Origin of the sequence: Plantactinospora endophytica (assembly GCF_016862915.1) — a bacterium.
In the GTDB taxonomy this organism is placed as follows: domain Bacteria; phylum Actinomycetota; class Actinomycetes; order Mycobacteriales; family Micromonosporaceae; genus Plantactinospora; species Plantactinospora endophytica.
Genome location: NZ_BONW01000042.1, coordinates 1 through 14,321 on the forward strand (window position 1 = coordinate 1; position 14,321 = coordinate 14,321).

A 14,321-nucleotide genomic window follows, 5' to 3' on the forward strand; every position below is an offset into this window, starting at 1 on the left:
AACGGCAGGACGTCCTCAATGACCGAGGCTGACTGACTCATCGCGACGACTCCCACTCTGCTTGCAGTTCGCGTTCGAACTCGTCGATCTCGCTCTGGTCGATCGTGGACAGGGCCACGTCGGACGGGGTCAGACCACCGGCGCCGGGTCGTTCGGCATGCGCCACCAGGACCTCCAGGGCGCGGAACCAGTACCCGGCCAGCCGGTCCACCCGCTCCTCGTCGATCGCGCCCGGCGCCCAGGTCCAGACCGCGGTCAGCTCGGGGCCGGCGTCGGTGTCCCGGGTGGCCGCGTTGACCTCCACCACGTGGGCCAGCGGCAGCGTCGGATCCTGGTCGGTGCCGGTGTCGAGACCCGGCACCACCGCCCAGTCCGCGCCGTCCGGCACGGCGATCCGGCCGAGGTAGTTGAAGCCGACCCGGGGGCGCGGCAGGTCGGCGAACTCCGCCCGGCTGCCCGGGTCCAGGTAGCGCAGCAGGCCGTGCCCGAGGCCGTTGCCGGGCACCGCCCGGAGCAGTTCCTTGACGTGTTTGAGCAGCCCGCCGGTGGCCGGCCCGCCGGCCCAGACGTCGGCTCCGGCGCCCGAACCGGGGTCGAGGCGGACCGGGTAGAGCGAGGTGAACCAGCCGACCGTGCGGGACAGGTCGAGGCCGGCGGCCAGGCTCTCGTCCCGGCCGTGTCCCTCCAGGTCCACCAGTACCGAACCGTCATCGGTGCCCTGCTCCTGGAGGATCGCCATCAGCAGGGCGGTGAGCAGTACGTCGTTGACCCCCGCCTGGTACAGCGCCGGCACCGTGGAGAGCACCGGTCCGGTGGTGCCGGCCGGCAGGTGCCGGGTGAGCCGGCGGGCGCTGGCGTACGTGTCGGCGGGGCCGAGGTCGCGGTCGCCGGGGCGTACCGACGGTGGGGTGAGCGCCTGCCGCCACCACTGCGCCTCCGCCTGGCGTACCGGCTCGGTGGCCTGCCCCTCGAGGAGTTGCGCCCAGCGACGGTACGAGGTGCGTACCGCCGGCAGCCGCACCTGCTGACCGGCCGACACCGACAGGTACGCCTCGGCCAGGTCGGGCAGCAGGATGCGCCAGGACACCCCGTCGACGGCGAGGTGGTGCACCACCAGCAGCAGGTACCCGGAGCGCTCTGCGCCACGGTCGAACCAGACCGCCTGGAGCAGTACCCCGCGTCGCGCGTCGAGCCGGGCGCGGGCGGCGATACCCTCGGCGCGCAGCACGTCGGCGTACGCCTCGTCGTCCGCGTCGCCGACGTCGACCCGGCGCAGCAGCGGGTCCGGTGGCAGCTCCCCCGATTCCGGGATGGTCAGCGACCACCGGCCGTCGGTCACGGTGAGCCGGGTACGCAGGGCGTCGTGCCGGTTCACCAGCGCGGCCAGCGCGGCGGCCAGCGGCGCCTCGCCGGTGTCGGCCGGTACCCGGAGCACCTGGGACTGGCTGAACAGCATGTCGGGGGTGGCCCGCTCGGCGAAGCGCGCCACGATCGGGGTCAGCGGCACCTCCCCGGTCGGTACGTCGGGCTCGGTGCCGACGCCGGCCGGCGATTCCGTGCTCCGCCCGGCGACGACCCGGCTGAGCGCGGCGACGGTCTGGTGCTCGAAGACGTCGCGGACGCTGATCTCCAGCCCGGCCCGGCGGCTGCGGGCCACCAGGTCGATGGAGAGGATGCTGTCCCCGCCGAGTTGGAAGAACCCGTCGTCGACGCCGACCTCCGGCAGGTGCAGCACGTCGGCGAAGAGTTCGCAGAGCAGTTGCTCCTGCGGGCCGCGCGGCGCCTGTCGGGTGGCGGCGCGGCCGTAGTCCGGCACCGGCAGCGCCTGCCGGTCGAGCTTGCCGTTGCGGGTCAGCGGCAGCGCCTCGACCGGGACGACGGCGGCCGGCACCATGTAGCCGGGCAGCCGGGCCGCGAGGTGCCGGCGCAGTTCGGCCGGGTCGCAGTCGAGGCCGGTGGCGGGCACCACGTAGCCGACGAGCTGGCGGAGGCCGGGCCGGTCCTCCCGGACCAGTACCGCGCTCTGCCGCACCGACGGGTGCCCGGTCAGCGCCTGCTCTACCTCGCCGGGCTCGATCCGGAAGCCGCGCAGTTTGACCTGCTCGTCGGCCCGGCCGGCGAAGACCAGTTCACCGGACTCGGTCCACCGGGCCAGGTCCCCGGTGCGGTACATCCGCTGGCCGGGCGGCCCGTACGGGCAGCCGACGAAACGCTGCGCGGTCAGCGCGGGGCGGTGCAGGTAGCCCCGGGCCAGGCCGGGTCCGGCCAGGTACAGCTCGCCGACGACGCCGGGCGGGACGGGCCGGAGGGCGGCGTCGAGAACGTACGTCCGGGTATTGGCGAGCGGGCGGCCGATCGGGGCGGCACCGCTGCCGTCCAGCGGATCGCTGGCGGTGGCGTTCACCGTGCACTCGGTCGGCCCGTACGCGTTGACCAGCCGGCGCCCGGCGGACCAGCGCTCGACCAGGGCCCGGCTCGGCGACTCGCCGCCGACGACCAGGGTGCTGACGCTCTCCGGCAGCCGTGCCTCGGCCGGCAGCGCGGCCACCACCGCGGCGGGCAGCTTGGCGTAGGTGATCCGTTCCCGGGTGAGGAAGTCGGTCAGCGGCAGGTCGGCGACCCGCAGCCGTTCCGGCACCAGGACCAGGGTCGCCCCGGTCAGCAGCGCGGTCCACATCTCCAGGACCGACACGTCGAAGGAGAACGAGGCGAACTGGAGTACCCGGCTGTCGGCGGTGACGCCGTGCTCGGCGGCGAGCAGGGCCAGGTTGCCGAGTCCGGCGTGCGTGCTGACCACGGCCTTCGGCGTGCCGGTGGAGCCGGAGGTGTAGATGACGTAGGCGGCGTGTCCGAGGGCCGACCGGCCGGGCTCCGGGTCGTGTTCCGGTTCGGTGTGCAGCTCCGGCAGCACGTCGAGCACCAGTACCGGCCGGGCGTCGTCGAGAATGAACTCGATCCGCTCGGTCGGCAGCTCCGGGTCGATCGGCAGGTACGCGGCGCCGGCCTTCTGCACGCCGAGGATCGCGGCGACCAGGTCGGCCGACCGGGGCATCCGGAGCGCGACCAGGTCCTCGGCGCCGACGCCCTGCCGGATCAGCCAGTGCGCGAGGCGGTTCGCCCGGGCGTTGAGTTCGGCGTAACCGAGCTGCTCGCCGTCGTGCTCCAGCGCGGTCCGCCGGGGGTGCTGGCGGGCCAGCTCCGCGAACCGGTCCGGTGCGGTGCGCGCCGGCACCTGTCGCTCGGTGGCGTTCCACCGGCGCAGTACCCGGTCCTCCTCGACGGCGGTGAGCAGCGGTACCTCGCTCAGCCGGCGCTCGGGGTCGCCGACGACGTACGCCAGCAGCCGGACGTACCGGTCGGCGAGGGCCTGCACGGTCGCCTCGTCGAAGAGGTCCCGGTTGAAGGTGAGCCGCCCGGTCAGCCCGGCCGGCGCACCGTCTTCCGCGCTGTGTTCGAGCAGCGAGAAGGAGAGGTCGAACTTGCCGGCGCCGATCGGGATCCGCTCGTGCCGCACGGTCAGGTCGGGCAACTCGGCGAGTGCCTCCAGCGCCGCCTGGTGTTGGGCGCCGTCGAGGTTGAGCATCACCTGGAACAGCGGATGCCGGGCCAGCGAGCGTTCCGGGTTGACCAGTTCGACCAGCCGCTCGAACGGCACGTCCTGGTTGCCGAACGCGGCCAGGTCCACCTCGCGGACCCGACCCACCAGCTCGGTGAAGGACGGGTCGCCGGCCGCGTCGGAGCGCAGCACCAGGGAGTTGACGAAGAAGCCGACCAGCTCCTCCAGGCCGGCGTCGGAGCGGCCGGCGCTCGGGGTACCGATCGGGATGTCCTCGCCCGCACCCAGCCGGGACAGCAGACCGACCAGGCCCGCCTGGAGCACCATGAACAGCGTCGCCTGCGAGCCGCGCGCCAGCCCGGTCAGTCCGGCGTGCAGGGCCGGGTCCACGGCGAAGCCGACCTCGCCACCGCGCTGCGAGCCGACCACCGGCCGGGCCCGGTCCACCGGCAACGCCAGCTCCGTCGGCAGGTCCGTCAGGCGGTCCCGCCAGAAGGCGAGTTGCCGGCTCAGCCCCGAGCCCGGATCGTCCTCGGTGCCGAGCAGCTCCCGCTGCCACAGCACGTAGTCCAGATAGGACACCGGCAGCACCGACCAGGCCGGCGTCCCGCCGGCACACCGGGCCACGTACGCCCGGGTCAGGTCCGAGGCCAGCAGCGGCATCGACCAGCCGTCGGCCGCGACGTGGTGCACCACCAGCACGAGTACGAACTCCCGCGCGCCGGTGGCCAGCAGCCGTACCCGCAACGGCGGCTCGCGCAGCAGGTCGAACTCGTGCCGGGCGAGGGTGGCCAGGGTCTGCGACAGACTCTCCGGGTCGATCGGGGTCGGCTCCAGCCGGGGTACCGCGACGGCGGCCGGGACGATGACCTGGTGCGGTCCCTCGGCGTCCTCGGCGATCACCGTACGCAGCGGCTCGTGCCGTTCGGCCACGTCCCGCAGCGCGGCCAGCAGTGCCTCGTGGTCGAGGTCACCGGTCAGCCGCAGCGCAGTGGAGATGTTGTCGTTCCCGTTCGGCCCGTTCAGGTGGTGGACGAACCACAGCCGCTGCTGCGCGTGCGACAGCGGCAGCCGGGCCGGCCGGGTGGCGACCCGCTCGACCGGCGGGCGTGCCGTGCCGGCCTGCCCGAGGGCGTCGGCCAGCCCGACCACGGTGGGCGTCTCGAAGACCTGCCGGATGGACAGTTCTGCGGAAAGCGTGCTGCGGATCCGGCTGACCAGCCGGTTGGCCAGCAGCGAGTGGCCGCCGAGGGCGAAGAAGTTATCGTCGATGCCGACCGACGCGACCCCGAGCACGTCGGCGAAGATCTCGCAGAGCATCGCCTCCTGCGGACTGCGCGGCGGCCGGGCCGCCCGACCGGTCTGGTAGTCGGGGTCGGGCAGCGCCGACTGGTCCAGCTTGCCGTGCGCCGTCCGGGGCAGTACCGGCAGCGGCACCACGGCCGCCGGCACCATGTGGCTGGGCAGGTGCCGGCCGGCGTACTCGCGCAGCGCCGCCGGGTCCGGTGCCGTTCCGGCCGCCACGACGTACGCCACCAGGCGCCGGTCGCCGGACGGGTCGGCCCGGACCACCACCACCGCCTGGGCCACCTGCGGATGCGCGCCGAGTACCGCCTCGATCTCGCCCAGCTCGATCCGGAAGCCCCGGATCTTCACCTGCGAGTCGGCCCGGCCGAGGTATTCCAGGTTGCCGTCCGGGGTCCACCGGCCCAGGTCACCGGAGCGGTAGAGCCGGGAGCCGGGCGGGCCGTACGGGTCGGCGACGAAGCGGACGGCGGAGAGTTCGGGCCGGTTCAGGTACCCCCGGGCCACGCCGGCACCGCCGACGTAGATCTCGCCGCCGACGCCCACCGGCACCGGCCGGAGCCGGTCGTCCAGCACCCGGAGGCTGAGGTCGGTGATCGGCCGGCCGACCAGGCTGCGGGCCCGGGCGCCGTCGGCCACCCGGCGGTCCACGGTCAGCTCCGTCACGTGCACCGTGGTCTCGGTGATGCCGTACATGTTGACCAGTTGCGGGCGGTCCGGGTGCCGGTCCAGCCACGGCCGCAGCCGGGCCAGGTCCAGCGCCTCACCGCCGAAGATCACGTAGCGCAGCGCGAGCGGACCGTCCGGCCCGTCGACGGGCAGCTCGGCGTCGGCCCGCATCAGCTCGGCGAACGCCGCCGGGGTCTGGTTGAGCACCGTCACCCGCTCGCGGGCGAGCAGCCGACGGAACGCGGCAGGGTCGCGGCTGTCCGCGTGCGACACGACGACCAGCCGGCCGCCGTAGCGCAGCGCACCCCACAGCTCCCAGACCGAGAAGTCGAAGGCGTACGAGTGGAACAGCGTCCACACGTCCGAGGCGTCGAAGCCGAACCGCCGGTCGGTCATCGTGAACAGCCGCTCGACGTTGGCGTGCGTCACCACCACGCCCTTGGGGCGCCCGGTCGACCCGGAGGTGTAGATGACGTACGCCGGATGCTCCGGCCGCAGTGGCCGGACCCGCTCGGTGTCCTCGACCGGGGTGTCCGAGAACCCGCCGAGGTCGGTCTCGTCCAGCACCACCACCGGAGCACCGGTGGCCGGCAGGAGTGACGCCGTCCCGGCGGCGGCGAGTACCAGCACCGGCTGGGCGTCGCCGACGATCAGCCGGATCCGCTCGGCCGGGTAGTCCGGGTCGACCGGCACGTACACGCCACCGGCCTTCACCACGGCGAGCAGCGCGACCACCAGGTCGGCGGAGCGGGGAACCGCCAGCACGACCAGCGACTCCGGGCCGACGCCGTGCCCGATCAGCAGCCGGGCCAGCCGGTTCGACCGCAGGTCGAGATCGACGTAGCTGAGTTGTTCGGTGCCACTGACCACGGCCACCGCGTCCGGGTCGCGCCGGGCCTGCTCCGCGAACGCCTCCACCAGGGTCCGCGGTGCCGGTGCCGCATCGACGGCGTCACCCCAGCGCAGCACCTCGTCCCGGCCGGCCGCGCCGAGGATGTCGAGATCGGCGACGGTACCCGTCGGGTCGTCGACGACAGCCCGCAGCACCCGGGTCAGGCAGGCCACCATCCGCTCCGCCGCCGACCGGTCGTAGAGGTCGGTGCTGAACTGGAGCGCACCCTCCAGCCCGGCCGGCGCACCGGCCGCGTCCCGCCGCTCGCGTACCCCGAAGAGCAGGTCGAACTTTGCCGCCCCGGTGCCCACGTCCCGGGGCCGCACGGTCAGCCCCATCAGCCGGCCGACCCGTTCCGCCGCCACGTCCTGGTCGGAGTTGTCGAAGGCCAGCGCCACCTGGAACAGCGGATGCCGGCCCATCGACCGCTCCGGGCTGAGCACCTCCACCAGCCGCTCGAACGGCAGGTCCTGCTGGCCGTACGCGGCCAGGTCGGTCTCCCGGACCCGGGCCAGCAGCTCGGTGAAGGTGGGGTTGCCGGAGAGGTCGTTGCGCAGCACGAGGGTGTTGACGAAGAACCCGACGAGGTCCTCGGCGGCGTCGTCGACCCGGCCGGCGATCGGGGAGCCGATCGGGATGTCCGGGCCGGCGCCGAGCCGGTACAGCACGGTGGCCAGTGCCGCCTGCACCACCATGAACAGCGTGGCGTGCTGGGTACGGGCCAGCTCGCGCAGCCCCTGGTGCAGGTCGGCCGGCAGGGTGAAGCCGATCCGCTGACCCTGGTAGGAGGAGATCGCCGGCCGGGGCCGGTCCGCCGGCAGGTCGAGCTGTTCGGGCAGCCCGGCCAGGGCGGTACGCCAGTAGTCGAGCTGGGCGGCGGCCGGCGAACCGGGCTGCCGCTCGTCGCCGAGCACGGCGTGCTGCCACAGGGTGTAGTCGGCGTACTGCACCGGCAGTGGCGGCTGCTCCGGTGCGGTGTCCTGCCGCCGGGCGGCGTACGCGGTGGCCAGGTCGCGGGCCAGCAGCGGCACCGACCAGCCGTCGGCCGCGATGTGGTGCATCAGGATCAGCAGCGTGTGCCGGTTCGGCGCGACCTGGAACAGCCGGGCGACCAGCGGAAGCTCGCTGGCCAGGTCGAAGCGGTGCCGGCTGGCTTCGGCGATCCGGTCCGGCAGCGCCTCGTCGGTGGTGACCTCCAGGGCGAGCGCCGGCCGCGCGGCCTCGACGTCCAGCACGTGCTGGTACGGGCCGTCGGCGTCCTCCGGGAATACGGTACGCAGCGACTCGTGCCGGGCGACTACGTCGGCGAGGGCGGCCTCCAGCGCCACCCGGCTGACCGGTCCGGTCAGGTCCAGCGCCAGCGGCATGTTGTACGGGCTGGTGTTCTCCTCCAGCCGGTGCAGGAACCAGAGCCGGCGCTGGGCGAAGGAGAGCGGCAGCCGGTCCGGCCGGGACACCGGGGCGAGGCGCGGCCGGGCACTGCCGCCGGGTGCGGTCAGCACACTCGCCAGCCCGGCCGGGGTGGGGGTGCGGAAGAGCTGTCGGATGGTGATCTCGGCCTGGAACATCGCCCGGACCCGGGACGCCAGGCTGGTGCCGAGCAGCGAGTGCCCGCCGAGTTCGAAGAAGTTGTCCTCCGGCCCGACGCTCGGCACGCCCAACACCTCGGCGAAGAGTCCGCAGAGGATCTCCTCCTGCGGGGTCGACGCCACCCGCCCCTCGGCGGCCCGCTCCTCCGGGGCCGGTAGTGCCCGCCGGTCCACCTTGCCGCTGAAGTTCGTCGGCAGCGCGTCCAGCGGCACGTACGCCGCCGGCAGCATGTGTTCGGGCAGGAACCGGGCGAGGTGTGCGCGCAGTACCGCCGCCTCCGGTGCCGGCGTGTCGGCGACCAGGTACGCGACCAGCCGCTTGTCGCCGGGCCGGTCCTCGCGGAGCAGTACCACCGCCTGCCGTACCGCCTCGTGGGCGGTGAGCGCGGCCTCGATCTCGCCGAGTTCGATCCGGAAGCCGCGCAGCTTGACCTGGTCGTCGGCTCGACCGAGGAACTCCAGTTCGCCGCCCCGGTGCCGGCGTACCCGGTCGCCGGTGCGGTAGAGCCGGGTGCCGGGCGGGCCGAACGGGTCGGCGACGAACCGTTGCGCGGTCAGTCCGGGCTGGTCGAGGTAGCCCCGGGCCAGTCCGGCACCGGCGACGTACAGCTCGCCGGGGGCGCCGACCGGCACCGGCCGGAGCCGGTCGTCGAGCACGTACGCCCGGGTGTTCAGCGACGGTCGGCCGATCGGCACCACGGCGCCGAGGTCGGGGGCGCAGCGCCAGCTCGTGGCGTCCACGGTGGTCTCGCTCGGCCCGTACGCGTTGAACATCACCCGGCCGGCGGCCCAGGTCCGGATCAGGTCCGGGGTGGACGCCTCGCCGGCGACCACGATGGTCAGTCGGGCCGGCACGTCGGCCGGGGACATCGCCGACAGCGCGGCCGGCGGCAGGGTGGCGTGGGTGATCGCCCGTTCGGTCAGGTACCGGGCCAGCGGCTCGCCCGGCGCACGCTCGTCCGCGTCCGGCACCACCAGGGTCGCACCGGAGAGCAGCGCCATGCAGATCTCCGAGACGGAGGCGTCGAAGCCGACCGAGGCGAACTGGAGCACCCGGCTGTGCTCGTCGACGCCGAAGGCCGGTACCTGGGTGCCGACCAGGCTGGCCAGGCCGACGTGGCTGACCAGTACGCCCTTGGGCCGGCCGGTCGACCCGGAGGTGTAGATCACGTAGGCGGGGTGCTCGGGCCGGAGCGTTGCACGCCGGTCGTCGTCGGTCAGGTCGGCACCGGCGTCGGCCGCCGACGGCTCGTCCGGCCGGGACCCCGCCGAAGACGCGTCGGCGCCGGACGGCTCCTCGTCGAGCAGCAGCACGGCGGTGCCGGTGTCCGGCAGCCGGGCGGCGGTGGCCCGGTCGGTCAGCAGCGCCACCGGGGACGCGTCGGCCAACACCGTCCGGATCCGCTCGGCCGGGTAGTCGGGCTCGATCGGCAGGTACGCGCCGCCGGCCTTGACGATCGCCAGCAGGCCGGCGATCAGGTCGACCGAACGGGGCAGCGCGACCGCCACCACCGTCTCCGGCGCCACTCCGGCCCGGACCAGCCGCCGGGCCAGCCGGTTGGCGCGCTCGTTGAGTGCGGTGTAGTCGAGCGTGACGTCGCCGGACTCGACGGCGGGCCGGTCCGGGGTACGCCGCACCTGCGCCTCGAACATCGCCGGCCAGGTCTGCGCCGGCAGGTCGGCGTCGGTGTCGTTCCAGCCGCGCAGCACCCGGTCGCGTTCGTCCTCGTCGGAGACGTCGATGTCGTCCAGCCGCAGCGACGGGTCGGCCACCACCTGCCGCAGTACCCGTTCCAGCCGGTCGACCAGGCCGAGCGCCGTCTCCGGGTCGAACAGGTCGGCGGCGTACCGGACCCCGCCGGTGATGCCGGCCGGGCTGCCGTCCGGGGTGAACTCCTCGCCCAGGTCGATGGAGAGGTCGAACTCGGCCCCGCCGGTGTCGGTGTCGAGCAGGTCCACGGCGAGACCGGTCAGCTCGCCGACCGCGCGCAGCCCGTCGTGCCGGAAGGTGTTCTGGTAGCTGAGCATCACCTGGAACAGCGGGTGCCGGGCCAGCGACCGTTGCGGGCGCAGCACGTCGACCAGCCGCTCGAACGGGATGTCCTGGTGCGCGTACGCCTGGAGGTCGGTCTCCCGGACCCGGTCCAGCAGCTCGGTGAAGGTCGGGTCGCCGGAGGTGTCGGTGCGCAGCACGACCGTGTTGACGAAGACCCCGACCAGGTCCTCCAGGGTGTCGTCGACCCGGCCGGCGACCGGGGAGCCGATCGGGATGTCGGTGCCGGCGCCCAGCCGGGTCAGCAGGGTGGCCAGGGCCGCCTGGAGCACCATGAAGACGCTGGTCCGGGTCGACCGGGCCAGCCGGTCGACGCCGGCGTGCACGTCGGCCGGCAGGCCGACCTCGAGGCGGCGTCCGGTGCGGGACGCCACCGGCGGCCGGGGCCGGTCGGCCGGCAGAGCAAGTTCCTCGGGTACGTCGACAAGCACCGTCTGCCAGAACGCCAGTTGCCGGGCCATCGGGCTGTCCGGGTCGCCCTCGGCGCCGAGCACCTGGCGCTGCCACAGGGTGTAGTCGGCGTACTGCACCGGCAGCGGGCGCCAGCCCGGGGCGCTGCCGGACCGGCGGGCCGCGTACCCGGACGCGAGGTCGCCGACCAGCCGTTCCATCGACCAGCCGTCGCCCGCCACGTGGTGCACCAGGAGCAGCAGCACGTGCTCGGCCGGCCCGAGCCGGAACAGGGTGGCCCGCAGCGGCAGGTCGGCACCGAGGTCGTACCGGTACCGCACCGCCTCGCCGAGCTGCTCGTCCAGTTCGGACTCGGTCACCTCGCGGACGGTCAGCGGGGCGACGTCGTCGCCGGGTGCCCGGATCACCTGCTGGAGATCGCCGGCCTCGCCGACCAGCACGGTACGCAGCGCCTCGTGCCGGTCGGTGACGTCCCGCAGCGCCTGCCGCAGGGCGTCGGTGTCGAGGTCGCCGGTCAGCCGCAGCGCGGCCGGGATGTTGTAGGTGGCGTTGGTCTCGTCGATCCGGTCCAGGAACCACCAGCGTTCCTGGGCGAACGACGCCGGCATCGGGTCCGGCCGGTGCACCGGGGCGCACCGGGGCAGCGCGGTGCCGCCCCGGGCCAGCAGTGCGGCGACCTCGGCCACGGTGGGGGTGTCGAAGAGCTGCCGGATGGACAGGTCGACGCCGAAGGTGGCCCGGACCCGGCCGGCCAGCCGGGTGGCGAGCAGCGAGTGCCCGCCGAGGGCGAAGAAGTCGTCGTGCACGCCGACCCGGTCGAGGCCGAGTACCTCGCCGAAGAGCCCGACCAGGATCTCCTCGGTGCCGGTACGCGGACTCCGGTCGACCTGCTCGGTGGCGTAGCTCGGCGCCGGCAGCCGCCGCCGGTCGACCTTGCCGTGCGCGCTCAGCGGAATCTCGTCGAGCAGCACGACGGCCGCCGGCACCATGTAGTCGGGCAGGGTCCGGGCCAGCGCGTCCCGCAGCGCGGCCGGGTCCGGCCGTGCCCCGTCGGCTGCGGTCACGTAGCCGACCAGTCGGGGGTCGCCGGCCTGGTCCTCCCGGAGCACCACGACGGCGGCGGCCACCTCGGGCTCGGCCCGCAGCGCGGCGGCGATCTCGCCCGGTTCGATCCGGTGGCCGCGCACCTTCACCTGCTCGTCGGCCCGGCCGGCGAACTCCAGCACCCCGCCGGCGGTCCACCTGGCCAGGTCACCGGTCCGGTACATCCGGGCACCGGGCGGGCCGAACGGGTCGGCGACGAACCGCTCGGCGGTCAGCCCTGGCCGGTGCCGGTAGCCCCGGGCCAGCACGGTGCCGGCGATGTACAGCTCGCCCGCGATCCCCTCGGGCAGCGGGTGGAGGCCGGCGTCCAGCACGTACGCCCGGGCACCGGCGAACGGGCGGCCGATCGGCACCGGCCCGGCCGGCAACGGACTGCCGGGTTCGATCCGGTGGTCGAGACAGTTCACGGTCGCCTCGGTCGGCCCGTACGCGTTGACCACCAGCGCGTCCGGGTGCCGGTCCCGCCAGCCGTGCAGGGCGTGCCCGTGCAGCGCCTCGCCGCCGAGCACCAGGCAACCGGTCGGGGACGCCTCGTCCGGCAGCGCGTCCAGCAGTTCGAGGTGGCTCGGAGTGAACTTGGCGAACGTCACCGGCCCGGCCGCGCGTACCCCGTCCTCGGTGAGTTCCCCGACGCGTACGCTGCCGCCGGCGACCAGCGGGGTGAACAGGGCGGTGACGGTCAGGTCGAAGGAGACCGGCGAGTGCAGCAGGGAACGGCCGGCCGCCGCCGGGTACGCCTCGCGGGCCCGGAGCAGGTAGCGGGCCAGCGAGCGGTGTTCCACCGTCACGCCCTTGGGGCGTCCGGTCGAGCCGGAGGTGTAGATCAGGTACGCCGGATGTGCGTCCCGCAGCGGAACACCGCGCTCGGCGTCGGTCACCGGACCGGCCGGTACGGCGTCGAGCAGCGCGCGTACGTCGGGGGCGTCGAGGGCGACGGTCGGCACGTCGCCGAGCCGGGACGCGTACGCCGTACTGGTGACGGCCAGCACCGGGCGGGCGTCGTCGCACATCAGGGCGATCCGGTCGGCCGGCAGCGCGGGGTCGATCGGCAGGTACGCGGCACCGGACCGGAGTACGCCGAGCAGCGCCACCACCAGGTCGACGCTGCGCGGCATCGCCACCGCCACGTACGCCTCGGCGGCGGCGCCCCGCCCGATCAGGTACCGGGCCAGCCGGTCGGCCCGGTCGTCCAGTTCGGCGTAGCTGAGCGCGCCGTGCTCGTCGGCCACCGCCACCGCGTCCGGGGTGGCCCGGGCCTGCGCGGCGAACAGCTCCGGCAGGGTGGTCGCCGGAACCTCGGTGACCGGCCCGGTGCCGGCGGCGAGCAGCGCGGCACGGTCGGCGGCCGGGGTGACGGCGCTGCGCCCGACCGGACGGCCCGGGTCGGCGACGAGTTCGTCGAGCAGGTGGAGGAAGCCGTCCCGGTGCCGCCGGACCAGCTCCGGCGGGTAGAGGGCCGGGTTCGCGTCGACGTCGACCCGGATGCCGCTGGCCGCGTCCGGGGTGCCGTAGACGTGCACGGAGAGGTCCTTGACCCGGCCGGTGGAGAGCTGCCGGGCGACGGCGTCGAACTCGCCGAACCGGAGGCCCTGGTCGAAGGTGACCAGGTTGACCACCGGGCCGGTGATGGCGGCGTCGCCGGAGCGGCCGAGCGCGGCGTGCAGCTCCTCGGCCCGGTACCGCTGGTGCCGGACCGCCCGGCGCAGCGCCTCGGCGGTGTGCCGGACCAGGCTGTCGAAGGGTGCCGAGACCGAGCCGGCCAGCCGCAGCGGCACCTCGTTGGAGACCATCGCCGGGGTGCCGAGTTCGGCGGCGCCGGTGCGGGCCGCGACCGGCAGGCCGAGCACCACGTCGTCGGTCGCGGTGATCCGCTGCACGTAGCCGGCGAAGGCGGCGGTGACGACCGTGCTCCAGTTGGTACCGGTGGACCGGGCCGCCTCGCGAAGCCGGCGTACCCGGTCCGGGTCGAGCCACACGGTGGCCCGCAGGTCGCTGTGCCCGGGCGGGGCGGCGACCGGGGCGAGTCGGCTCGGCTCGCCGACGTCGGCCAGGGTGGCCAGCCAGTACGCGCGGTCGCGGTCGTACCGGGCCGAGCCACGGTAGACGGCGTCGCTGGCGAGTACCTCGGCCAGTGCGCCGAACCGGCTGGCCGGCGGCTCGGCACCGGCCAGCAGCGCGGTGTAGATCTCGGCCACCCGGCGCAGGTACAGCGTCTGCCCCCAGCCGTCCAGCAGGATGTGGTGGTAGCGCAGGTAGAAGACGCTGCGGGTGGGGCTCACCGTCAGCAGTGCGTGCCGGTACAGCTCGCCGCCGGCCAGCTCGGTCGGGGTGGCGAGGTCGGTCCGCATCCAGTCCTCGGCGGCGGTGCCGGGGTCGGGGGCGTCCCGCAGGTCGACGATCCGCAGCGGCTCCGTGGGCGCGGCCGGGAAGTCCTGCCACGGCTCGCCGTCCTCGGCGCGGAACCGGGCCCGCAGCGCCGGGGTCTCGGCCAGCGCCCGGGCGACGGCCCGGCCGAGCAGCTCCGGGTCGGGTCGGCCGGGCAGGTCGACACAGACCCCGCAGTGGTAGAGGGGTTCGCCGGGCTGGAGCTGCTGTGCCACCCAGACGCCGCGCTGGGCGGCGGAGAGAGCCTGCCGGGTGGGTGGGCGGTCGACCATGGTCACGGTGCACTCTCCTGATGTCGCGGTGTGCGGCCCGGAGTCCGGGCCGTACGGGTGCGGGCGCTACGCGCGGACGAGGACG

At 74.6% G+C, this 14,321-nt stretch carries 1 protein-coding gene; it reads right to left on the reverse strand.

Translation table 11 applies throughout. From position 1 onward, the window contains the following. Positions 1–37: 37 nt before the first annotated feature. Complete coding sequence (locus tag Pen02_RS35050; protein ID WP_239141849.1) at positions 38–14,236, reverse strand: non-ribosomal peptide synthetase; 14,199 nt, start codon at positions 14,234–14,236, stop codon at positions 38–40. Positions 14,237–14,321: the final 85 nt, after the last annotated feature.

What these genes read in the sequence shown, in the direction of transcription:
- Pen02_RS35050 (WP_239141849.1), bottom strand. Translation starts at nt 14,236, where the DNA reads ATGGTCGACCGCCCACCCACCCGGCAGGCTCTCTCCGCCGCCCAGCGC.